Consider the following 20,502-nt stretch of genomic DNA (forward strand, 5'->3'; position numbering starts at 1 on the left):
ATGCGCGGTCGCTACGCCAGCGCGAAATCGGTGCTACGGTTCAAGCAAAGAGCGCGATTCGGGAGGGTCGAACGCGGTTTCGGAGGGCTACGCGGCGCGTCGGGCTGCGACGAGCGCCACGCCGACCAACGCGAGGAGGCCCGTGACCAGCGAGAATCCGGGGATGCTACCGTCTTGGGTGGTCGTCACCGTCGTCGTCTCGTCTCGAACCGCCTGCTTCGTCGTCTCGGCGGTCGGCGGCGACCGAACCACGCCGGTCGCTTCTCGCTGCACCTCGTCGTTTGCCCGGATTTCGATTTGGAACTCGGTCTCGTTCTGGCCCTCGCTCGGTAGGCCGGAGAAGTCGAACGACGCGCGGAAGCGACCGTCTTCGGTGACGGTCGTCCGCTGGGTCTTGAGGAACTGGACGCCTTTCGTTCCCTTCGCGGTCACGAGAATCTCGGTACCGGGGTCGAGGTCGAGTTGGCCGGTAATCGTCTGGTTGACCGCCGGTGCGACCACGACGCCGTTATCGATATCCGCGACGTGTCCGGCGTACTGGCTCGAGGCGGTCGTCTCGGTTCCGGCGTCCGGGTCGGTCGTCTCAGAACCCGAGAGCGAGAGTGTCGCGACGTCGGACTTCTCGTCGAGGCTCGCGTTTCCGGGTGCGACGGCGAGTTTGTAGTTCCCCGGGTCGAGACCATTCTGTTCGCCGAGGTCGGTTTCGTTCGACACCGACACGGAGTCGGCGTCGGCGGCGACGGCGAACGCGCCGCCGCTACCCGCCTTCGCGGTGTCGTACCGGAGGACGACCTTCCCGTCGCCGTTTCCGTCCCGAAGCGTGACGGTCGCGATGTAGTTGACGGCTTCGGAGCCGATTCGGACGGTCGCCGCGTCTGTGTCCGAGAAGGTAACGGGGATTTCGGCGGTCTCGCCGGTGGCCGTCTCGACGACGCTCTGGCCGAACTCCGCGTCCGGCGACGCGCCGAGGACCGGTGCAGTAGTCGATACGAGGACGAGAGCCGCGAGTATCAGGGGGCGGTATCGCACTTTCATCTTCCATGCCGGAGTACACAGCCCCGGTCAAAACCCGTTGCGGAAGCTACAATAGCGATTTAACCTTCGTCGGCGACGGCCCGTCCCACGACGACGCCCCGGTTCGGCGGACTATCGCGCCTCTCACGACCGCCAGCGAGTATCCCGCGGTCTGCCACAAAGTACACGTGAAGGCCAAACTGCTTTGTAGCGCGAACACGTATGCAAACCCATAGCATGCGCCCCGTTGCGACGACCACGTCGGCCGCGTCGATGGACGAACCCCCCGGTAGCAAAGGACTTATCCTTCGCGGGCGCGCATCGACAAACAATCCCCGTATCACTGAATCATGAATGAAGTCCAACTAGAGGTGGCAAAGGCGTACCCGAACGATTCGGGTCGCGGTATCGCCCGTCTCGACCCGGACACGCTGTTGCATCTAAAGCTCAGTCCGGGCGACATCATCGAAATCGAAGGCGGCGACACGACCGCCGCGAAGGTCTGGCGTGCGGACCGTCAAGACTGGAACACCGACACCGTTCGCATCGACGGCTTCACCCGGCAGAACGCCGACGTGGGCATCGGCGAGCGCGTGGAAATCCGGAAGGCCGAGGCCGAGAAGGCCGACAAACTGGTCCTCGCGCCGCCCGAGGAGGCCAGCGTCCAGTTCGGCTCCGACGCGGCCGGGATGGTCAAGCGCCAGATTCTCAAGCGCCCAGTGGTCGAGCGCGACATCGTCCCCGTGATGTCCTCGACCAACCACCCGTTCATGCGGTCGCCCGGTCAGGCGATTCCGCTCATCGCGGTCGAGACCGACCCCGACGGCGTCTGTCTCATCACCGAGGACACCGAAGTCGAGTTGCGCGAAGAGCCGATTTCGGGCTTCGAGAAGACCGGCGGCGGCATCACCTACGAGGACATCGGCGGTCTCGAAAACGAAATCCAGCGCGTCCGGGAGATGGTGGAACTCCCGATGAAGCATCCCCAGATTTTCAAGAAACTGGGCATCGAACCGCCACAAGGCGTCCTGCTCCACGGCCCGCCGGGTACCGGGAAGACGCTGCTCGCCAAGGCAGTGGCCAACGAGACGTCCGCGAGCTTCTTCTCCATCGCGGGTCCCGAAATCATCTCGAAGTACTACGGCGAGTCCGAGCAACAGCTCCGGGAGATATTCGAGGACGCCACCGAGGAGTCGCCCTCCATCATCTTCATCGACGAGTTGGACTCCATCGCCCCGAAGCGCGAGGACGTGACCGGCGAGGTCGAACGCCGGGTGGTCGCCCAGTTGCTGACGATGATGGACGGCCTCGAATCGCGGGGCCAGGTCATCGTCATCGCGGCGACCAACCGCGTGGACTCGGTTGACCCGGCGCTCCGGCGTCCCGGCCGGTTCGACCGCGAGATAGAAATCGGCGTGCCCGACGAGACCGGCCGCGAGGAAATTCTCCAGATTCACACCCGCGGGATGCCCCTCTCGGACGACGTGAACCTCGGGAGCCTCGCCAACGACACCCACGGCTTCGTCGGCGCGGACATCGAGAGCCTGACGAAGGAGGCCGCGATGAAGGCGCTGCGCCGGTACCTCCCCGAAATCGACTTGGACGAGGAGGACATCCCGCCGAGCCTCATCGACCGGATGATAGTCAAGCGCCAGGACTTCAACGGGGCCTTGAACGAGGTCGAACCCTCCGCGATGCGCGAGGTCCTCGTGGAACTCCCGAAGATTTCGTGGGACGACGTGGGCGGTCTCGAACAGGCCCAACAGGAGGTCAAAGAGAGCGTCGAGTGGCCCCTCTCCTCGCCGGAGAAGTTCCAGCGCATGGGTATCAACCCGCCGAGCGGCGTCCTGCTGTACGGCCCGCCCGGCACGGGCAAGACCCTGATGGCGAAGGCGGTGGCCAACGAGACCAACGCCAACTTCATCTCGGTCCGCGGCCCGCAACTGCTCTCGAAGTGGGTCGGCGAGTCCGAGAAGGCCATCCGCCAGACGTTCCGGAAGGCCCGACAGGTCTCCCCGACCGTCATCTTCTTCGACGAGTTGGACAGCCTCGCGCCCTCGCGCAGTCAGGAGATGGGAAGCAACGTCTCCGAGCGCGTGGTCAACCAACTGCTCACGGAACTCGACGGGCTGGAGGAGAAGGGCGACGTGATGGTCATCGGCGCGACCAACCGCCCGGACATGATCGACCCGGCGCTCATCCGCTCGGGCCGGTTCGACCGCCTCGTCATGATCGGCCAGCCGGACAAGGAGGGCCGCGAGCAGATACTGAAGATTCACACCGACGACACGCCGCTGTCGGCCGACGTGAGTCTGCGCGAAATCGCCGAAATCACCGACGGCTACGTGGGTAGCGACCTCGAATCCATCGGGCGCGAGGCCGCCATCGAGGCGCTCCGCGAGGACGACGACGCCACGGAAGTCGAGATGCGCCACTTCCGGCAGGCGATGGAGAACGTCCGCCCGACCATCACCGAGGACCTGTTGGACTACTACGAGCAGATGAAAGACGAGTTCAAGGGCGGCTCGTCCAGCCCGACGCAGGGGCAGCGCAGCGGGCGCATCGGCTTCCAATAAACCGTTACGACCTTTTCCAGCGGTCGAAAATTCGCCCCGGCGAATTTTCTCTCTTGCAAAAGCTCGACCAAAAACACGGCGTCACCCCCTCAGAAGCGCCTGCGGCGCTTCTTCGAGGGTTCCTTGGTCCACTCGCTCGTCACGTAGCGCGGCGCTTCGCGCCGCGCAGCCGTTCCTCGCTCGCGGTCGATTGCGGTGTTCGGTGGAACGCGGCGGACGTAATTCGCGGACCGAAGGTGGCGGACGCGTTTTTCCGGTGGAATGTGGGGGATAGCTTTCGCTGGTAGAATGTGGAGGATAGCTCTCGCAAGCGAGCCGCGGATTCGGCATCACTGATAAGCGTTTGGGGTAGACGCTGGAACTGCGAGTGTGTTCCCTTCTTTATGATGGTCTGAACAGTATCCCGAAGTGTGATGACCGAAGACACCACGCGCCGTCGCGTCCTCGGATTGGGAGCGACGGGCGCACTCGCGGCTCTCTCGGGGTGTAGCGGCGCGACGCCGTTCGTCGGCAAGCGAACGAAAGACACGCGGACCTTCGACGCCGCGTCGGTCGATTCGCTCTCGGTGGACGGTCGGAACGGCGAGATTCGCGTCCGGCCGACGAACGCCGACCGGATTCGCGTCGAGACCGTCAAGCAGTCCGGGTCGGTGTTCGCCGACCTGAGCGACGTGCGCGTCGAGATGGGCGTCGAGAACGGCGAACTCGCCGTGAAGACGAACCGGACCGGCGGCGGGTCGTGGCTCGGCGGGACGCCCTCCGTGAAGATACGCGTCCGACTCCCGGCAGGCGTGAGCCTCGGGCGACTCCGGACCGAGAACGGGACCGTGGACGTTCGCGGCGTCGAGACCGACGCGACGCTCGTCACCGAGAACGGGCGGGTCGAGGCCCGCGACATCGACGGCTTCGTCTCCGCCGAGAGCGAGAACGGGAGCGTGACGGTCCACGGCGTCGCGGGCATCGGCGACGTGCGCACCGAGAACGGGAGCGTCGAAGTCGAGATTCCGGCGATTCGCAGCGACACGACCGTCCGGAGCGAAAACGGGAGCGTCACCGCGAAAATCGCGCCCGACCTGAACGCGACGCTCGTCGCGCGGACCGATAACGGCGACGTGAACGTGCGACTCCCGAAGTTCGAGGCCGACCTGCGGACCGAGACCGCCGTCCAGGGGACGCTCGGCGAGGGCGGCCCGGAACTCCGGTTCGCCACCGAAAACGGCAGTATCGAACTCACGGAACTCTGAGTTCGGCTCTTTTCGACCCGTTTCGATTCAGTTCGCGTCGGCCACGTCGTCGGTCGCGTTCGACGACTCTTCGTCGAGGAGTGCCTCGGTAATCGAACCGGAGAGTCGCGCGAGGCCGTTCAGGGCGTGGAGCGACGCGACCGCGACCACGACGCCGAGAATGCCGACGCCGACCGCTTCGCCGAGCGTATCCACGACGAGTCGGCCCGACTCGAACGGTCCGCCGGTGACGTTCCAGAGTCGGAGACCGACGTAGAAGTTCGACGAGTAGGTCAACGGCGCGGCCAACAGCGACCCGGCCAGCGACCCCAGCGTCGTGAGCGCCGCGAACGAGACGACGCCGAGTCCGAACTTGACGAGGAGGTAGCCCGCGTCGAGCCACGTCCGTCGGGCGGTGACGAGACGTTTGGCCGCCGCGACGACGCCCCCGGAGGTGTCCAGCGGGCGACTCCGAACGTCGGTCCCGAGCAGGCGGTTGCTCAGTTCGGCTTCGACCCGCGCCACCAGCGTCGCGCCGGCGAGCGTCGCCAGCAGAATCGGGATGCCGAACCACGTGACGGCGAGACCGACGCCCAGCGAGAGCCCGAGGGTCAGCCCCACGAAGTACGCCAACCCGAGCGGAAAGGCCAGCGCGAGGTACACCAGATTGCGATACGTCTGTGCGCGAACGGGGACGCCCACGAGCGACGTCGCGGCGTCTCGAACGGTAGTCGTCATCTCACCTACGTCGAGAGAGAACGGACGACTCCGTAAACCGGGTCGGAGAGTCGCTGGCGCGGCGACTCGGGGCAACAGTTTTATGCGAAGAGTAGCCACGCCGACCCTCCCGGAGGTGTCACGGATGCGGAACGTATATCTCGCCGTGCGCTCCGATTCGAGACGATGCCCTCCAGACGTGACTTCCTCCGGGGAGTCGGCGGCGTCGCCGTCGCCAGGACGCTCGTCGGCGGTGCGGCCCACCTCGACGCCGGCCTCGTCCGCACGAAACTCGGCAGCAGTTTCGGCGGTGGCCTCGACCTCGAATCGGCAGGCGGCGAGCAACTCACCCCGTCGGGCGACGAGCGGTTCGTCCCGTCCGACGAGTATTCGAGCTACGCCGACCGAACCCGCGAGGAGTACGGCGACGCCGCGCTCCCGTGGACCGACCCGGACGCGCTCCCCGGCGAGTTCGTCGGCACTCACGCGCGGCAGGTGGACGTGATACCCGAAGACCGATTCGCGGTGCAGGACGCCGCGGTCCTCGTCCACAGGCTGAACGATGGCCGCGAAACCGAGAAGAACGACGCTCGCTACCGACTCCGCCGCTGGAGCGCCGGCCGTCTCCTCGACAGAGCCTACGAAGTGGACCCGTGGGGCGTCTACCGGGAGAACCCGGCGTTCACGTGGCTCACGCACGAGGTCGAGACGGAACGCGACGACCAACTCTCGACGGACCGCACGCTCTCGACCGGCGGCGGTCAAGTAACCGTCGCGGACGCGACGGTGACGGTTCCGGACGGAGAGTATCGAATCGGCATCGAAGACGACGTTCGCTATCGGACGCGGTGGGACGGCTTCCACCGCGGCGAGATTCCGCTCGTCGGAACTTGCGAAGTGTCGTTCGCCGCGGGGGAGAAGCACGCTCTCGACTGGACGCTCTCGAACGGGGTCGGGATTCGGACGCCCTTCTAATCGTCGCCTCGGAGCGACCAGAGAATCGCCGCGAGCCCGACGTTGTACGTCGAGACGACCGCCAGCAGGGTCAGCGCGTCCGACCACGCCAGCGTCGGCGCGACCAGCGACTGCACGGCGAACGGAATCGCGGTGAAACACGCGATGCCGACCGCGAGCAGGCCCATCGTCGCGCTCCCGTGGCGGCGGTACCCCCGGTAGGCCTGATACGAGACGAACAGGCCGAGGACTGCCGGGAGTGCCGCCGCCAGCGTGGTGATGGTGACGTCAGGGTTCATAGATTGCGTACAGGATGGCCGCGAGGCCGAGCAGTTCGGAGGCGGTCGTGGCGAGCGACCGCGCCGCGGGCGATACGTCCACGAGGTTGGCGAACGCGAGGCGCAGGAAGATGGGACCGGTCACCAGCAACGCGAGACCGACCGCGAGGACCAACATCGGACCGGTCCCGTTCCGGCGGTAGCCTTCGAAGAGTTCGTACACCACGACCAGCGACAGCACCGCCGCGAGCAGGAGTCCCGCGAGCGCCAGCAGGACGACGAGTCGGGACCCGCCGACGGCCGTCTGGAGGACGACGCCGAGCATCATTTGAACCCCTCGTAGAGTCTGGTGAAGCGGTCTACCGCGTCCTCGTCGCGGTCCACGTCGATGTCGATGCCGTCCTCGGTCAACTCGACCGTGACTCGCTGGAGGCACGCGCCGTACACCTCGTAGTGGTGACCGTCCGGGTCGAGACGCTGCTCGGCGTCGAGCAGGCGCTGGTCTTCGAGGCGCTCGACTCGCCGGTAGATGGTCGAAGGCGAGGCGTCGCAGATTTCCGCGAGCGACTCGGCCGACTTCGGCTCTCGGTAGGTCGCCGCGAGGATGGCGCGAGCGTACTCGTCGTCGAGCAACTCGAACATCTCCGCGGGGTCGGTCTCGCTCACGCTCCCCTCCCGTCGAACGCCGGCCGCGGACGCGCCGCTCCGAGTGCGGGTCGAGTCCGCGAGCGAGCGCCGAGCGAGTCGAGCCACCGGTACATTCCCGTCCGGGAGTCGGTTCGTAGCGTGACGTGTAAAATACTACGGACGGTCGCCGAGCGCGCAAGTGTCCGAAAATTTATTGTGAAGGGTGAAGAACGTCGGCCTGTCTCGATGGCGACCGACCACTCCACCAGCCCGTCTGCCAGCCGCCTCTGGGGCGTCTTCGGCGTCCCGTTCAGGCTCCAGACCTACCGGAATCTCCTGTATCTGGTCCTATCGTTCCCGCTCGGGCTGGCGTACTTCGTCTTCCTGTCGGTCGGGCTCTCGCTGGGCGTCGGCCTCGCCATCACCGTCGTCGGCATCCCGATTCTGCTGGCGGTGCTGGCCATCTCGACCGGGCTCGCCGGCGTCGAGCGCGAGATAGCGACGCTCCTGCTCGGCGTCGAAGTCGAGTCGCCGGGGTGGGTCGTGACCGAGGAGGGGACGATCACCGAGCGCACGAAGCGGCTCGTCACCGACCTCGGGACGTGGAAGGCGCTGGCCTACCTCGGGACGAAACTGGTCGTCGGCGTCGCCGCGTTCGTGACCGTCACGACGCTGCTCGTGACCGCCGTGAGCATGCTCGCGGTCCCGCTGGTCTACGACCAACCCGGCGTCTACGTCGGCGTCGTGACCGACGCGCCGATTCGACTCCACCCCTCGCTGTACGTCGTCTGGCGGAACCTGCTTGTGGGCGTCGAGACGGTCGTCAGCATCGGTTCGTGGCAGGTCCGGACCCTCCCGGCCGCCCTCGGCGTGGCCGGGTTCGGCGTCCTGCTCGGGGTCGCGTCGCTCCACCTGCTCAACGGTCTCGCGCGCTTCTCGGCGTGGTACACCAAGCTAATGCTCGGCGCGAACGGTGAGTTGCCGTCGCTGCGATAACGCCGGGTCCGTTCGTCCGACCCGACGGCGCGACGCTCAGGCGTCGCGCTCGGCGTGGAACAGTTCCACGAGGAGTCCCGTCGCGCGCTTCTCGGTGCCGTGGGGGACGAAGACGAACGGAATCGGACTGTCGAACGCTCGGTCGCCGTACAGTCCCCACTCGCCGACCGAGCGAGTCGTGCCACCGTACGCGATGGGGATGTCCCTGAGTTGGGCGGGTTCGTACTCGGGGACGTACGACTGCTCTACCCAGACCTCGTGGCGCGGCACGTCGAGGTCGGCGGCGAGCGTGCGTTCGAGGCGGTCGCCGTGTTCGAGCAACCACTCGCCGAACGCGTCGAGGTCCGCGTCCACCCGGTCAGCGTAGGCGATACGGTGCTTCCAGCAGGACTCGGGGAACCGGCGCGACCGGAAGCGGTCGTAGAGCGTCGCCAGCGTGGAGTCGGGTCGGTCGCGGGCCGTCACCCGGAGTCGCTCCATCAGCGTGTTGTCGTCGATCTCCTCCTCCAGCACACCCTCGGCGGTGACGGGCGGGGCGTCGGCGTGGTCGGCGAGTTCGTCGAGGAGCGCCCGGAGCAGGACGTTGGCGTACACCGACTTGTGGTGCTGAGTCACCCACATGTAGAGCGCGATGCGGCCTTCGAGGTAGTTGCCGACGGTACTGAGCGCCTTGTCCGAGAGCGCGAGTCCCTCGTCGGGGTGGGCGGTGTAGGCATCGACCATCCGGTGGGTGTCGAAACTCAGCACGTCCGCGCCGGTCATCTGGTTGTCCCGAGTGATGTAGTCGAGGCGGTCCACGTCGATGGGCGAGTGGAGAATCTGGGCACCGACCCCGTACTGCCAGCGGCCGCCGCGTTCGAAGACGAGGCTGTAGCCGAGGATGTACGCGCACACTTCGTGGGGGTCCACGCCGAGGTCCCGGAGGCCACCGGCGTACTCCCGGAGGACGATGAGACAGCCCAGCAGTTCGTGGGCGCTGGCCGACCGGAGCGGGTCCTCGATGCCGGCCGCCTCGAAGGCCGCGACGAGGCCGCGGTCGGCGAGGCGCGCTCGGAGGTCCTCGGCGTCGATGAACCGCTCGCCGAGGTGGGAGAACGGCGGATGGCCGACGTCGTGGAGCAGGCAGGCGCATTCGAGCGTCCGCTGAATCTCGTCGAGGTCGGACTCCGGAGTGTCGCGCGTGAAGTACGTCTGCGTCCTGAGGTTCTCGAAGACGGTTCGCCCGAGGTGGTAGACGCCGAGGCTGTGTTCGAACCGGGTGTGGTTGGCACCGGGGTAGACGAGGTTCGTCGCCGAGAGTTGGCGCACGTACCGCAGGCGCTGGAACGGGCGGGTATCGACGATGTAGTCGAGAAGCGACTGTTCGAGTTCGACGTAGCCGTGAACGGGGTCTTTGATCTGTGTCTCGGTCATGGAACGGAAGCTATCGATGCGGCGGACCGCATCGGAAACTGATTGTCAACGGTCGGTACGGTAGCGTAGTCGGCCTTTCGATTCCGCCCGAGGGACGAACTCCCGCGGTTCACCGCGAGCGAACGCAGTGAGCGAGCGGGGTTTTTTGGTCTCTTCGTGAGCGAGGCGAACGAAGGCTCGTCAGAGTTTGCCTCTGACGGTGCAGATTTTTTCGAGTAGCGAGGGACGTAGTCCCTCGTACCGTGCGAGCGGCGAAACCACGAGCAGAGAGTGGTGACCACAGGGCACTCCTGTGGAGCGCCCGAGGACACCCGACGAAGAAAAAAGGTGGGTCCTAGTAGATGAGTTCGTCGTCGTTCTCGACCATGTAGAGGGTCCGGGCGGCGATGTTGACCGCGTGGTCGCCGATTCGTTCCAAGTCCCGAACCGTCAGGAGGAGCCGAGAGACGTCTTGCAGGAGTTGCTCGACCTCTTCCTCGGTGTTGTTCTCCAGTTCGGTCTCGATGAGGTCGCGGACGACGATCTCGCTGGCGCGTTCGCACCGCGCGTCGAGTTCGTCGTCGCGCTCGGCGATGCCGTAACAGCCCTCGGTGTTCTCGTCGGCGTAGGCGGCCATCGAGTCCTCTATCATGTCGAGGGTGAGCGTCCCGAGTTCTTGGATGTCCACCTCGGGGAACACGTCGTGGTTGGCTTCGAGGGTGTACTCGCCGAGGTTGGTGGCGAGATCGCCGATGCGTTCGAGGTCGGTGATGATCTTGAACGACGCCGCGACCATCCGGAGGTCGGAGGCGACCGGCTGTTGGAGCGCCAGCAGGTCGATGCACTCCTGTTCGAGGTCGAGATAGAGCTGGTTGACCTCCTCGTCGCCGTCGATGACCTCCCACGCGAGGTCGGTGTCCTTCTGTTCGAGGGCGTCCAAGCCCATCCGGAGCCGTTCCATCACGACCTCGCTCATGTAGAGGACGTTCTCGCGGAGGTCGATGAGTTGCTGCTGATAGTCCTCTCGGGGCATATCTACGAATGCGCGTGTCCCCCTGTTGTACCTTTCGCCCGCGCTATCCGAGGCTCCGGACTACTCGATGAGTCGGTCGTCGTTCTCGACCATGTAGAGGGTCCGGGCGGCGATGTTGACCGCGTGGTCGCCGACCCGCTCCAAGTCCCGAATCGTCAGCAGGACGTTCGACACCTCTTGGAGGAGGTGTTCGACCGCCTCGGAGTCCGCGTCGTCGGAGAGTTCGGTCTCGATGAGGTCCCGGACGACGAGTTCGCTGGCGCGCTCGCACCGCCGGTCGAGTTCGTCGTCGCGCTCGGCCAACGCCTCGCAGGCCGCGGGGTCGGCGGCGTCGTAGGCCGCCACCGCGTCGGCGACCATCTCGGCGGCGACCTCGCCGAGGTCCCGGAGGGCCACGTCACCGACCACCTTTCGGTCGGCGTACAGCGCGTACTCGCCGAGATTGGCGGCGAGGTCCGCGACGCGTTCGAGGTCGGTGATTATCTTGAACGACGCGACGACGAGTCGGAGGTCGGAGGCGACGGGTTGCTGGAGCGCCACCAAGTCGATGCAGTCTCGTTCGAGGTCGAGATACCGCTGGTTGATATCGTCGTCGCCGTCGATGACCTCCCACGCGAGGTCGTGGTCTTGGCGGTCCAGCGCGACGAGTCCCATCCGGAGTCGCCTGACGACCGTCTCCCCCATCCCGACCACGTCCTCGCGGAGGGTTTCGAGTTGGTTCTGATAACCGGTTCGAGGCATTGGAGTCGAAATCGTTTCGTTCGCTGTCGTGATGAGTCTGTTGCGCGCGGCGATGCGTCGCCCGGCGAAGCCGGACGCCCCCATTGCTGGCGAAATCGCGCTCCGGCGCGATTTCGCCAGCAGTAAAGTCTCTATCCGAACTTCCCGGTGATGTAGTCCTCGACGCGCTGGCTGTTGGGGTTCTCGAAGATCTGGTCGGTCTCGCCGTACTCCACGAGGTCGCCGCCGGTGAGGAAGACCGCGGTCTGGTCGGAAATGCGGGCCGCCTGCTGCATGTTGTGCGTGACGACGACCACGGTGTAGTCTTTCGAGAGTTCCTCGATGAGGTCCTCGATTTTGGCGGTGGCGATGGGGTCGAGTGCGGACGCAGGTTCGTCCATCAGGATGACCTCGGGGTCGACCGCGAGACACCGACCGATGCAGAGGCGCTGTTGTTGGCCGCCCGACAGGCCGAGCGCGTTGTCGTCCAGTCGGTCGCTGACCTCCTCCCAGAGCGCGGCCTGCTTGAGCGACCGCTCGACGATTTCGTCTTCCTTGTCCTCGTCGGCGCGCCCGAGGAGCTTGTCGAGCAGGCCGTCGTTGATGTCGCCGTGCTTGCGCGGCCCGTAGGCGATGTTGTCCCGAATCGACTTGGGGAAGGGATTGGGAGCTTGGAAGACCATCCCGACGCGCTTGCGCAGTTCCACGAGGTTCACGCCGTCTTGGTATATCTCTTCGCCGTCTATCTCGACGGACCCATCGACGCTCGCGGAGTTGATGCGGTCGTTCATCCGGTTGAGACACCGCAGGAACGTGGACTTCCCGCACCCGGACGGACCGATGAGCGCCGTGACGCTGTTCTCGGGGATGTCCATCGACACCGACTTGATGGCGTGGTCGTCGCCGTAGAACACGTCCAAGTCCTCGACCGAAATCTTGGGCGCGCCCTCGAAGTCGTATCGAGTCCACTCGTCTTTGAGTTGCTCTTGGCTCTCGCCGCTGACGGTCATCGGTTGGCTGGCGGACTGTTCCTCGCCTTGCTCGCTCTCTCGGAATTCTGCGTTGCTCATTGTTCGAGTTTCCTCCGGAAGTAGATTCGAGACGCGATACCGACCGCGTAGAACGACAGGACGACCATCAGCAGGACGAGCGCGGTCGCCCAGCCGAACTTCGGTTCGTCGCTGACCACGCCGGCCGTAATCGTCCCGTAGAGTTTGTACGGGAGCGCGGGCGGCGCGGTGAGCAGCGCCGAGTTGGAGATGAACGGCGGCGTCGCCGTGAACTCGAACGAACCGAGGACGTTTATCGGCGACATGGCCTTCAGGTTCCCGTTCATCACGAGGAGGAGGGGCGCGGTCTCGCCCGCGATGCGGCCGACGCCCAAGATGACGCCCGTGATGACGCCCGGCATCGACGCCGGGAGGACGACGCTCTTGATGGTCTCCCACTGGCTGACGCCGAGCGCGGCGCTGGCGTCGCGGTACTCGTCGGGCACCGTCTTGATGGCCTCCCGACTGGTGATGAGGACCAGCGGCAGGAGCATGAACCCGAGGACCAACTGCCCGGCCAGCAGCGAGTCGGTGTTGCCGAGTCGCGGGACGAGGAAGGCGTAGCCGAACAGTCCGTAGACGATGCTCGGCGTACTCCACAACCCGTTCGTGGCTATCTCGACCGTGCGGGTGAACCCGCCCTGTTCGGCGTACTCGGTGAGGAACACCGCCGCGCCGACGCCCAGCGGGACCGCGAACAGCACCGCGCCGAACACGACCCAGAACGTCCCGACGATAGAGGGGAGAACGCCGTTGATGGTCTCCGAGGACAGCGAGTAGCCGTTCATCGTGAACGGCCAGTAGAACCAGACGCCGGGAATCTCGAAGATGAGATACTCGTCGAGGACGGGTACGTGGAACCAGAAGGCCGGTTCGCTGAACAGTCCGAACTCGATTCCCCGAAGCATGTAGCCCAGTCCCTTCTTGGCGACGAACAGGACGAGCAGGAGGAGGACGCCCAACATCCCGAACGCGTTGAGACCGACGAGCATGTACGCGCCCGCCTGTCGTCCGCGCGTCCCGTAGCCCTCGTAGGACTTCGCGGCCGACCACGAGAGTATCAGCCCGGTGAAGACCGCGAGCGCCGGCACCACGACCGGTGCCATGAACACGGCCGAGAAGTTCTCGGGGTCCCACTGCCACTCGACGGTGAGGACGTTGGCGAGCAGGAGGGCCCCCGTGACGACGCCCAGCGTGCCGGCCGGGAGCGTCGAACCGAGGTCCTCGCGGGTGAACACGGTCACGGCGGCGACCCCGAGACCGACGAGGAGGCCGACGAGGACGCCCCCGAGGAACCCGAGTCCGAACATCTGGGACGCGACCAGTCCGCCGGCGACGAAGCCGACGAGACCGAACAATCCGCCCGTGACGACGCCGGCCGACCGGTCGGGCGACGTGTCCACGAGTTCGGCCCGCGACGCCGCGCCGAGTCCGAGGACGCCGATGCCGCCCACCGTCAGGAACACTCCGAACAGGTCGAACAGTTCGACCCCGAGGATGGTCCCCGCCACGTCGGTCCACTGGAAGAGCGACGCGAACCCGAGGACGACGGTCAGGATGCCGATTCCCACCACGGCCGAGGCGAGTCGTTCGGCGGCCGACGACTCGTCGGTCACCAGCGCGCTGTTCTCGTAGCTCATCGTTGTCCCCCGAGTTTTCGTTCCATGTGTGCTTCGACGAGTTGCGACGCGATACTGAGTCCGAGGACGGTCACGAACAGCACCACGCCCGCCGCGAACAGCGCGGCCATCTGGTTCCCGCTGGCGATGCCGTACTGGCTGGCGATGAGACTCGTGAGCGTCTCGGTCCCCTGAAACACGTCGTACAGCGGTTGAGGGAGGGCCTGCGAGTGGGGCAACATCACCGTCACGGCCATCGTCTCGCCGACGGCGCGGCCGACGCCGAGCAGGACGGCGGCCGAGACGCCCGAGAACGACGCCGGGATGGTGACGCTCTTGATGGTCTGCCAGTCGGTGGCACCGAGCGCCAGCGACCCGCTCTTCATCGACTCGGGCACGCTGGCGATGGCGTCCTCGGCGACCGACACCACCGTCGGGAGCGCCATCACGCCGATGACCAGTCCCGCGGCGAACAGGCTCCCGAAGTTCGCCAGCCCGAACTCCTCGCTCATGTACGTGTTGATGATGACGTAGCCGATGTACCCGTAGACGATGGAGGGGATACCAGCGAGGATTTCGACGCCGGGCTTGACGACCTCCCGGACCCACCCGGGCGCGATTTCGCTGATGAAGAGCGCGCCCGCGACGCCGAGCGGTGCGGCGATGGCCATCGCCAGCAACGTCGTGACCAGCGTCCCCCAGATCATCGGGACGAGCGAGAAGACGTTCTGACTCGTGCTCCAGAACGGTTTCTGGAGCCGGGTCACGATGTCGAGACCCATCAACTGGAACGCCGGAATCGACCGCGCGAGGAGGTACACCGTGATGAGTCCGAGGATGACGACCGTCGAGGCCGTCATCAGGAACATCAGGAGCTTCGCGGTGTTGGCCTGGTGAGCGACCCACCCGTAGAGGACGACCGCGAGGAACGCCCCGAACGGAAAGACGGTGAGCGCGGGCGCGAACAGGAACGCCCCGAGCGTGGCCAGCACCGCGACCAGCGCCACGGCGTCCACGAACTGCGCGCCCCGGTCCATGTCCTCGACGCTCGTGCGGACCGAACTGACGCGCGCGTCGATGCTGCCTATCATTTTGTGTCGGGGAGCTTCTGTAACTCCTCTTGCTGGCGCGACGAGGTGAGCGTGGCGTACCCCGCCGACTTGACGTAGTTCTCCTGTCCGAAGTCCCGGATTATCATCCGGAGGAACGCCGCCTCTTTCTTCGAGGTGTCGCCGTAGGTGTAACAGTGGAGGTCACGCGACAGCGGATAGCCTCGCTCCGCGAGGTTCTTGCCGGGTTCGTACACTTTCCCGTCGAACTCTAGCTTGATGGCCGGCGTCTCGCTGGTGACGAACGCCAGCGCCATGTACGCGATGGCGTTGTCGGACTTCGAGACGACCGTCTTGACGTTCTGGTTCTGGCCCTTGCGCACGTCCACGCCGGACATCTTCGCGTTCGGGTCCCCGAGCATGTTCGCTCGGAAGGCAGTGTCGGTGCCCGACCCTTCCGCCCGTCCGACCGCCTGAATCTTCTTGTCCGGGCCGTCGTAGACGTCTATCTCCGACCAGTTCGTAATCTCGCCGCGGTAGATTTCCCGGACCTGCTCGGCGGTCAACTTCGTGACACCCGCTTCGTATATCTCCTTGCTCACGACGATGGGCTGGGCGTCCACGCCGACCACGTGGTTCTTGAACTTGCTCAGCTCCTCTTCGCTCTTCTCGGTCAACTCGGCGGCGACCGGTGCGCTCGAATTCCCCACGTCGAGGAGGCCCTTTTCGAGTTTCTCCAGGCCGGTGCCGGAGTGACTCAGCTTGACCGAGATGCTGAACGGCGGACTCGCCCCCGAGCCCTCGAACCCGTACTTGCTGGCCCAGTAGTTGGCCAGTCGCTCGTCGGTCTCGATGCCGTAGTTACTCGGTCCCCAGTACTCCTCGTCGTCTGCCGGCGGGTTCGAGTTCCACACCGAACCCGCGGTACTGGTTATCGGATACACGGTGGACGAACCGCCGACCTTCAGCGGTTCGAGCGACGACTGGTCGGACGAGCCGTCCCGCGTCGTTTCTCCTCGGTCACCCGGTGGGGTCGGACTCGTGGAGACGCATCCCGCCAGCGATGCGATGGCAGTGCCCCCACCGAGGAGAACCGCTCGACGGTCGATAGAGGGTCGTTCCCGCATTGGAAATGATTTGCCTGAGACGAAGTAAATACCCTTCTATTACATCTATATAGATGTATTTACCCATCCGTAGTCAGTTCCCCGTTCGACCCACCATCCTCTTAAAGAGTAGATATAACGTCTCAAAGCGGAGTCGAGTGGGGGTCGAGGGAGCAGAAACTATCGAAACGTACCACCGAATCCGCACGAACCCCGGCGACGTTTCGGCGAGACAACCAACCTGTATATAGATTTGAATAGATTTATTGTGCATCGACCCGCGATTCGACACATGGAGACGCGGAAAGTCCAAGTCACGGGCGGTTCGACGTTCACTGTCTCGATTCCGAAGGGATGGGCGACCGAGAACGGAATCGAGGCGGGAGACCGCGTCGAGTTCCATCCCGAGGGCGACTCGCTGTTGCTCTCGCCGCGGACGGCCGAGGACACGGTAGAGGGCACCGTGGACATCACCGACCTCGAAGGGGCCGAACTCATGCGGACGGTGTTCACGCTCTACGTCAGCGGCTTCGACATCATCAACCTCGAAGCGACGCGCGTCACTCCGGACCAGCGCCGGACGGTCCGGGACGCCACGCAGGGTCTCGTCGGACTGGAGGTCATCGAGGAGACCGGCGACCGAGTGGTCTTGCAGGACCTGCTCGACTCCTCGGAACTGTCGATTCACAACGCCATCACGCGCATGCGACTCGTCTCGATTACGATGCTTCAGGACGCGGTGACCGCGCTGGTCGAGAACGACGACGACCTCGCAACCGACGTCATCGAGCGCGACGACGACGTGGACCGCCTCTGGTTCATGATTTCGCGGGTGTTCCGGTCGGCGCTCCGCAATCCCAGTACCGCCGCCGACATCGGACTCCCGCGCGAGACGTGTTTCGACTACCACTCCAGCGCCCGCCAACTCGAACGAATCGCCGACCACGCCGCGAAGATCGGCAACCACGCGCTCGAACTCGGCGAGATTCCCGACGAGGTCCGCGAGGCCCTCGAAGACCTCCACGCCCAGTCGGCCGACGTCGTGGAGATGGCGATGGACGCCCTGCTGGAAGACGACGGGTCGGAGGCGACGCGCCTCGGGAACACGGCCCGCGAACACGTCCGAGAGATAGACCAGCACACCCGCGAGGTAGACGACCTCATCCGCGACATGGACGCCGAGCGCGCCCAACAGCTCAGCCTCGTCGTGGACTCGCTGTCCCGGAGCGCAGACTACGGCGGCAACATCGCCGAGACCGCCCTCCAGAAGGCCGCGCCGCGACCCGAGAACTGAGTTCACCTGATTGCTGTCGTTTTTCTCTCGCCATCCGACGCACGTAGCGAATCGTGACTGCGGGGAGACCGAGACTCACCGCGACGGCAAGCCGCCGATGAGCGTCAGTCCCAAGACGATGAATCCCATCACGACCAGCAGGTAGCCCGTCACGCGGTACAGTCCCGTCCCCGCCGCGCCCAAGTCGGGTTCCGGCTCGAAGCCGGAGAAGTTCCGAATCCAGTACATCGCCCGCGGATAGCGGACGAAGGCGTAGCCGATTGCGAAGACGACGACGGCGGCGGGATAGCCGAGCGGTTCGGCGAAGGGCGCGAACACGCCGGTTGCTCGTTCGGCTCCGAGCAAAACCGTGTCGGTTACCGAATCCGATACTCGGCCGTCACGACCGCCCCGTAGATTTCGGAAACGGTGAGCTACGTCCGGCTCAGAGTTCGCCGAGCTTTCGGAGGAGTTGGCCCTCGTACTCGCGGTCGCTCTCGACGCCCTTCACTTCGAGGACGTTGCGCTCGAGCTTGTCGCGGGCGACGCTGAACGCCTGTTCCGCGCCGTAGCCCTCGCCCGACCCGGCGACCTGCCCGCGGTTGGTCCGGAGTCGAATCTTGCACTGAATCAGCGGCGTGCCCCGGAGCTTCTCTTTGTGTTCGTGGAATCGCACGTGCGCGTGACGAACCTGCATCTTCTGGTACTTGTCCGAAATCTCCGCGATGGACTCCCGAATCGACTCTCGCGTGAGGGTGTCCAGCAGGTTCACGTTGGTAATCTGGACGTCCATCACGTCCTCCTCGGTGTACGAGAGCGCGCGGAGCACGTCGGTCTTGGTGACGACACCGCCGACCACCCGGTCGTCGTCCTCGGGCGTGACGACCAGCCCCGAGTAGTCGCTGTCGAGCATGCGCTCGACGGCGTCGCGGACGCTCTCGCCCAGCGACGTCGTCGCGGCCGGACTCGACATCACGTCGTACACCGGCAGGTCCAGCAGTCGGTCGCCCTCGCCCGACCGGTCGCCGCGGGTCGTCTTCTCGACGTTCCGGGTCGCGAACTCCACCACGTCGTGGGTGGTGACGACGCCGGTGAGGAAGCCGTCGTCGTCCACGACTGGGAGTCGGGAGATGCCGTGTTCGCGCAGTCGGTTGATGGCCTGTCCGAGCGTGGCGTCTTCCGCGATGGTGACGACGTTCTCGGTGTATATCTGTTCGACCGTCAAGGTGTCGAGGTTCTCCAACACCGCTTCGAGGATGAGGTCCTGGCCGATGACACCCCAGAGGTTGCCCGACTCGAAGACGGGCGCGACCTTCGTGCCGCCCTCGACCAGCGCACGGGCCACGTCGCGGACGTTGTCGGTGCGCTCGACTCGCGGTGCGGATTTGGTGAGCGTATCGACCTTGGTGTGGTCCTCGATGTGCGAGCGGAGCAGTTGCTTCTGGGTGAGGACGCCCTCGTAGTCGCCCGCTCGCGTCACGATGATGCCTTTCGGATTCTTTTCCTCGAAAATGGAACGCGCCTTTCCGACGTTCGATTCGGCTTCCAACTCGATGTAGTCCGTCGTTGCGATATCAGCGATGTCCATCGTCGTCGTGAAATAGGCCGCCAGTAATAATGAAACTTGGCCGGATTACAGATTTCCGAGAAGTAGCTGCTCGGCGCTACACCGTGATTTTTTGCCGTGAGCGACCGTATCACCGGCAGTGATACCCGACATCGGCGCGGTGTTCGGCGAGTACACGTATCTGGCGAGCGAGGTAGTCTTCGGTACCGTCGCGGTAGGACTCCTCTATCGAGTCGGTGCGCTGGTTCAAGCCGCCCGGACTATCGCGGCGCTGTATCCAATCGCCTATTTGTGGGACTGGTACACACTCCATATCGGCGTCTTCACCATCCAACTCCGGACCGGAATCGACCTGCTCGGAATACCAATCGAGGAACACATCTTCATGGTCGTCGTTCCGGCGTTCGTCCTCGGTCTCCACGAGACGCTTCGGGAGTGGGAGAGAGCGAAAGGGTCTCAGACCGCCGAAAACAGCCAGTAAGCGGCAGTTAACGCAGGACGGCAACGGGATGAAACAGCGGTGCAACTGTTCGTAAGCAACGATTGTCAGTAGGTAAATGGTGAATAACAAAGGCTAATCCGGGCGATGTGTTCAATCCATGCTGGGTTACGAGCAAGGGGTGGCATATTAATGAGCACCATTGGTGACTCATCCGGAACCGGAAGTACCGAACCGGAGGAGACTCCGGACCAGCAGGACTCCGCTGTAGCGACACAGCAAGTCTCTGACATCGTCGAATCCGAGAGCGAGGAGGAAGAGGAGGAATCCGAGCCCGAACTCTCCCGCGACCTCGTCTTCGACGTTCTGAAAAACCGACGACGCCGATACGCACTCCATTATCTCAGACGTGCCGAGGGTTCGGTGCAGTTGTCCGAACTCGCCGAGCAGGTGGCCGCGTGGGAGAACGACATCGAAGTCGATGCGATTTCTGCGGCGGAACGCAAGCGCGTGTACACTGCCCTCTACCAGTCGCATCTCCCGAAGCTGGACGACGCGGGCATCGTCGATTACAACCAGAACCGCGGTATCGTGGAACTCTCGGACGCCGCCGAGCAGCTCGACGTGTATCTGGACCTCGAATCCCAGCCCGACATCCCGTGGTGTAACTGGTATCTCGGACTCGCAGTCGGGGGACTCGGACTGCTGACGGGCGCATGGCTCGGACTGCCGCCGTTCTCGCTGGTCGCCGACGTACTTCTCGCAACGGCGGTCGTCGCCGCCTACGGCGCAGTCGCCGTCACGCACACGTACTACGCCCGACACGCCAGCGGTGCCGGCGAGACGCCTCCCGAAGTACAGGAGTCCTGA

Annotated in this window: 21 protein-coding genes; 7 read left to right on the forward strand and 14 right to left on the reverse strand. The window is 65.0% G+C overall.

The window, feature by feature from the left end:
• Positions 1 to 87: 87 nt before the first annotated feature.
• Entirely contained in the window at positions 88 to 1,035 is a 948-nt protein-coding gene (locus tag M0R88_RS02150; RefSeq protein WP_248655324.1) for a DUF7827 domain-containing protein, read from the reverse strand.
• Between the two features lie 329 nt (positions 1,036 to 1,364).
• Between M0R88_RS02150 and M0R88_RS02155 the strand changes: the two genes are divergently transcribed.
• Complete coding sequence (locus M0R88_RS02155; RefSeq protein WP_248655325.1) at positions 1,365 to 3,590, forward strand: CDC48 family AAA ATPase; 2,226 nt, start codon at positions 1,365 to 1,367, stop codon at positions 3,588 to 3,590.
• A 413-nt stretch (positions 3,591 to 4,003) separates the two neighbouring features.
• Positions 4,004 to 4,834, forward strand: a complete 831-nt coding sequence (locus M0R88_RS02160) for a DUF4097 family beta strand repeat-containing protein (RefSeq protein ID WP_248655326.1) — start codon at positions 4,004 to 4,006, stop codon at positions 4,832 to 4,834.
• A 27-nt stretch (positions 4,835 to 4,861) separates the two neighbouring features.
• Here the strand turns inward: M0R88_RS02160 and M0R88_RS02165 are convergent, their stop codons facing one another.
• The gene (locus M0R88_RS02165) at positions 4,862 to 5,551 is read right to left on the reverse strand and encodes a sensor domain-containing protein (protein ID WP_248655327.1); all 690 of its coding nucleotides are present in this window, start codon (positions 5,549 to 5,551) and stop codon (positions 4,862 to 4,864) included.
• A gap of 165 nt (positions 5,552 to 5,716) precedes the next feature.
• Here M0R88_RS02165 and M0R88_RS02170 point away from each other — a divergent pair, with 165 nt between their 5' ends.
• On the forward strand, positions 5,717 to 6,505 hold the full coding sequence (locus M0R88_RS02170) for a hypothetical protein (protein ID WP_248655328.1): 789 nt from the start codon (positions 5,717 to 5,719) through the stop codon (positions 6,503 to 6,505).
• Here the strand turns inward: M0R88_RS02170 and M0R88_RS02175 are convergent.
• The 3 genes from M0R88_RS02175 to M0R88_RS02185 are packed head-to-tail and all read right to left on the reverse strand — an operon-like array spanning position 6,502 to position 7,404.
• A complete protein-coding gene (locus M0R88_RS02175) occupies positions 6,502 to 6,783 on the reverse strand; it encodes a DUF7521 family protein (RefSeq protein WP_248655329.1) in 282 nt (93 codons plus the stop codon). The genes M0R88_RS02170 and M0R88_RS02175 overlap by 4 nt on opposite strands.
• The gene (locus M0R88_RS02180; protein ID WP_248655330.1) at positions 6,773 to 7,090 is read right to left on the reverse strand and encodes a DUF7521 family protein; all 318 of its coding nucleotides are present in this window, start codon (positions 7,088 to 7,090) and stop codon (positions 6,773 to 6,775) included. Before M0R88_RS02180 ends, M0R88_RS02175 begins: the two co-directional genes overlap by 11 nt.
• The gene (locus M0R88_RS02185; RefSeq protein WP_248656745.1) at positions 7,087 to 7,404 is read right to left on the reverse strand and encodes an ArsR/SmtB family transcription factor; all 318 of its coding nucleotides are present in this window, start codon (positions 7,402 to 7,404) and stop codon (positions 7,087 to 7,089) included. The genes M0R88_RS02180 and M0R88_RS02185 overlap by 4 nt, the downstream gene beginning before the upstream one ends.
• A gap of 231 nt (positions 7,405 to 7,635) precedes the next feature.
• Here M0R88_RS02185 and M0R88_RS02190 point away from each other — a divergent pair, with 231 nt between their 5' ends.
• Positions 7,636 to 8,385 carry a sensor domain-containing protein gene (locus tag M0R88_RS02190; RefSeq protein ID WP_248655331.1) on the forward strand — a complete coding sequence of 250 codons (750 nt, stop codon included), beginning with the start codon at positions 7,636 to 7,638 and terminating at the stop codon, positions 8,383 to 8,385.
• Positions 8,386 to 8,421: 36 nt separating this feature from the next.
• On the opposite strand, the gene M0R88_RS02195 is transcribed toward M0R88_RS02190, so the two are convergent.
• From M0R88_RS02195 to M0R88_RS02225, 7 genes are all read right to left on the reverse strand, one after another.
• Positions 8,422 to 9,798: an HD domain-containing protein gene (locus M0R88_RS02195; RefSeq protein WP_248655332.1), complete on the reverse strand. Its 1,377-nt coding sequence runs from the start codon at positions 9,796 to 9,798 to the stop codon at positions 8,422 to 8,424.
• Between the two features lie 334 nt (positions 9,799 to 10,132).
• Positions 10,133 to 10,810: a phosphate signaling complex protein PhoU gene (phoU, locus tag M0R88_RS02200; RefSeq protein ID WP_248655333.1), complete on the reverse strand. Its 678-nt coding sequence runs from the start codon at positions 10,808 to 10,810 to the stop codon at positions 10,133 to 10,135.
• Positions 10,811 to 10,870: 60 nt separating this feature from the next.
• Positions 10,871 to 11,551, reverse strand: a complete 681-nt coding sequence (gene phoU, locus M0R88_RS02205) for a phosphate signaling complex protein PhoU (protein WP_248655334.1) — start codon at positions 11,549 to 11,551, stop codon at positions 10,871 to 10,873.
• 131 nt (positions 11,552 to 11,682) lie between these two features.
• Positions 11,683 to 12,540, reverse strand: coding sequence for a phosphate ABC transporter ATP-binding protein PstB (gene pstB / locus M0R88_RS02210; RefSeq protein WP_248656746.1), 858 nt, complete (start codon positions 12,538 to 12,540; stop codon positions 11,683 to 11,685).
• Positions 12,541 to 12,596: 56 nt separating this feature from the next.
• The gene (gene pstA / locus M0R88_RS02215; protein WP_248655335.1) at positions 12,597 to 14,219 is read right to left on the reverse strand and encodes a phosphate ABC transporter permease PstA; all 1,623 of its coding nucleotides are present in this window, start codon (positions 14,217 to 14,219) and stop codon (positions 12,597 to 12,599) included.
• Positions 14,216 to 15,289: a phosphate ABC transporter permease subunit PstC gene (pstC, locus tag M0R88_RS02220; protein ID WP_248655336.1), complete on the reverse strand. Its 1,074-nt coding sequence runs from the start codon at positions 15,287 to 15,289 to the stop codon at positions 14,216 to 14,218. The genes pstA and pstC overlap by 4 nt, the downstream gene beginning before the upstream one ends.
• A complete protein-coding gene (locus tag M0R88_RS02225) occupies positions 15,286 to 16,374 on the reverse strand; it encodes a PstS family phosphate ABC transporter substrate-binding protein (RefSeq protein WP_248655337.1) in 1,089 nt (362 codons plus the stop codon). The genes pstC and M0R88_RS02225 overlap by 4 nt, the downstream gene beginning before the upstream one ends.
• A 271-nt stretch (positions 16,375 to 16,645) precedes the next feature.
• On the opposite strand from M0R88_RS02225, the gene M0R88_RS02230 reads away from it, so the two are divergent.
• Positions 16,646 to 17,647 (forward strand): phosphate signaling complex PhoU family protein, encoded by a 1,002-nt coding sequence (locus tag M0R88_RS02230; protein WP_248655338.1) that lies wholly within the window; start codon positions 16,646 to 16,648, stop codon positions 17,645 to 17,647.
• A 75-nt stretch (positions 17,648 to 17,722) separates the two neighbouring features.
• Here M0R88_RS02230 and M0R88_RS02235 read toward each other — a convergent pair whose 3' ends face one another.
• Complete coding sequence (locus M0R88_RS02235; RefSeq protein ID WP_248655339.1) at positions 17,723 to 17,965, reverse strand: DUF6199 family natural product biosynthesis protein; 243 nt, start codon at positions 17,963 to 17,965, stop codon at positions 17,723 to 17,725.
• 106 nt (positions 17,966 to 18,071) lie between these two features.
• Complete coding sequence (locus tag M0R88_RS02240) at positions 18,072 to 19,214, reverse strand: CBS domain-containing protein (RefSeq protein ID WP_248655340.1); 1,143 nt, start codon at positions 19,212 to 19,214, stop codon at positions 18,072 to 18,074.
• Positions 19,215 to 19,332: 118 nt separating this feature from the next.
• On the opposite strand from M0R88_RS02240, the gene M0R88_RS02245 reads away from it, so the two are divergent.
• On the forward strand, positions 19,333 to 19,674 hold the full coding sequence (locus M0R88_RS02245; RefSeq protein ID WP_248655341.1) for a lycopene cyclase domain-containing protein: 342 nt from the start codon (positions 19,333 to 19,335) through the stop codon (positions 19,672 to 19,674).
• Between the two features lie 150 nt (positions 19,675 to 19,824).
• Entirely contained in the window at positions 19,825 to 20,502 is a 678-nt protein-coding gene (locus M0R88_RS02250; protein ID WP_248655342.1) for a DUF7344 domain-containing protein, read from the forward strand.

It is taken from the genome of Halorussus gelatinilyticus (assembly GCF_023238445.1).
Taxonomy (GTDB): domain Archaea; phylum Halobacteriota; class Halobacteria; order Halobacteriales; family Haladaptataceae; genus Halorussus; species Halorussus gelatinilyticus.

Bases quoted from the DNA above. Each gene is read 5' to 3' on its own strand.
- M0R88_RS02150 (WP_248655324.1), bottom strand. From the start codon at position 1,035: ATGAAAGTGCGATACCGCCCCCTGATACTCGCGGCTCTCGTCCTCGTA.
- M0R88_RS02155 (WP_248655325.1), top strand. From the start codon at position 1,365: ATGAATGAAGTCCAACTAGAGGTGGCAAAGGCGTACCCGAACGATTCG.
- M0R88_RS02160 (WP_248655326.1), top strand. From the start codon at position 4,004: ATGACCGAAGACACCACGCGCCGTCGCGTCCTCGGATTGGGAGCGACG.
- M0R88_RS02165 (WP_248655327.1), bottom strand. From the start codon at position 5,551: ATGACGACTACCGTTCGAGACGCCGCGACGTCGCTCGTGGGCGTCCCC.
- M0R88_RS02170 (WP_248655328.1), top strand. From the start codon at position 5,717: ATGCCCTCCAGACGTGACTTCCTCCGGGGAGTCGGCGGCGTCGCCGTC.
- M0R88_RS02175 (WP_248655329.1), bottom strand. From the start codon at position 6,783: ATGAACCCTGACGTCACCATCACCACGCTGGCGGCGGCACTCCCGGCA.
- M0R88_RS02180 (WP_248655330.1), bottom strand. From the start codon at position 7,090: ATGATGCTCGGCGTCGTCCTCCAGACGGCCGTCGGCGGGTCCCGACTC.
- M0R88_RS02185 (WP_248656745.1), bottom strand. From the start codon at position 7,404: ATGTTCGAGTTGCTCGACGACGAGTACGCTCGCGCCATCCTCGCGGCG.
- M0R88_RS02190 (WP_248655331.1), top strand. From the start codon at position 7,636: ATGGCGACCGACCACTCCACCAGCCCGTCTGCCAGCCGCCTCTGGGGC.
- M0R88_RS02195 (WP_248655332.1), bottom strand. From the start codon at position 9,798: ATGACCGAGACACAGATCAAAGACCCCGTTCACGGCTACGTCGAACTC.
- phoU (WP_248655333.1), bottom strand. From the start codon at position 10,810: ATGCCCCGAGAGGACTATCAGCAGCAACTCATCGACCTCCGCGAGAAC.
- phoU (WP_248655334.1), bottom strand. From the start codon at position 11,551: ATGCCTCGAACCGGTTATCAGAACCAACTCGAAACCCTCCGCGAGGAC.
- pstB (WP_248656746.1), bottom strand. From the start codon at position 12,540: ATGACCGTCAGCGGCGAGAGCCAAGAGCAACTCAAAGACGAGTGGACT.
- pstA (WP_248655335.1), bottom strand. From the start codon at position 14,219: ATGAGCTACGAGAACAGCGCGCTGGTGACCGACGAGTCGTCGGCCGCC.
- pstC (WP_248655336.1), bottom strand. From the start codon at position 15,289: ATGATAGGCAGCATCGACGCGCGCGTCAGTTCGGTCCGCACGAGCGTC.
- M0R88_RS02225 (WP_248655337.1), bottom strand. From the start codon at position 16,374: ATGCGGGAACGACCCTCTATCGACCGTCGAGCGGTTCTCCTCGGTGGG.
- M0R88_RS02230 (WP_248655338.1), top strand. From the start codon at position 16,646: ATGGAGACGCGGAAAGTCCAAGTCACGGGCGGTTCGACGTTCACTGTC.
- M0R88_RS02240 (WP_248655340.1), bottom strand. From the start codon at position 19,214: ATGGACATCGCTGATATCGCAACGACGGACTACATCGAGTTGGAAGCC.
- M0R88_RS02250 (WP_248655342.1), top strand. From the start codon at position 19,825: ATGAGCACCATTGGTGACTCATCCGGAACCGGAAGTACCGAACCGGAG.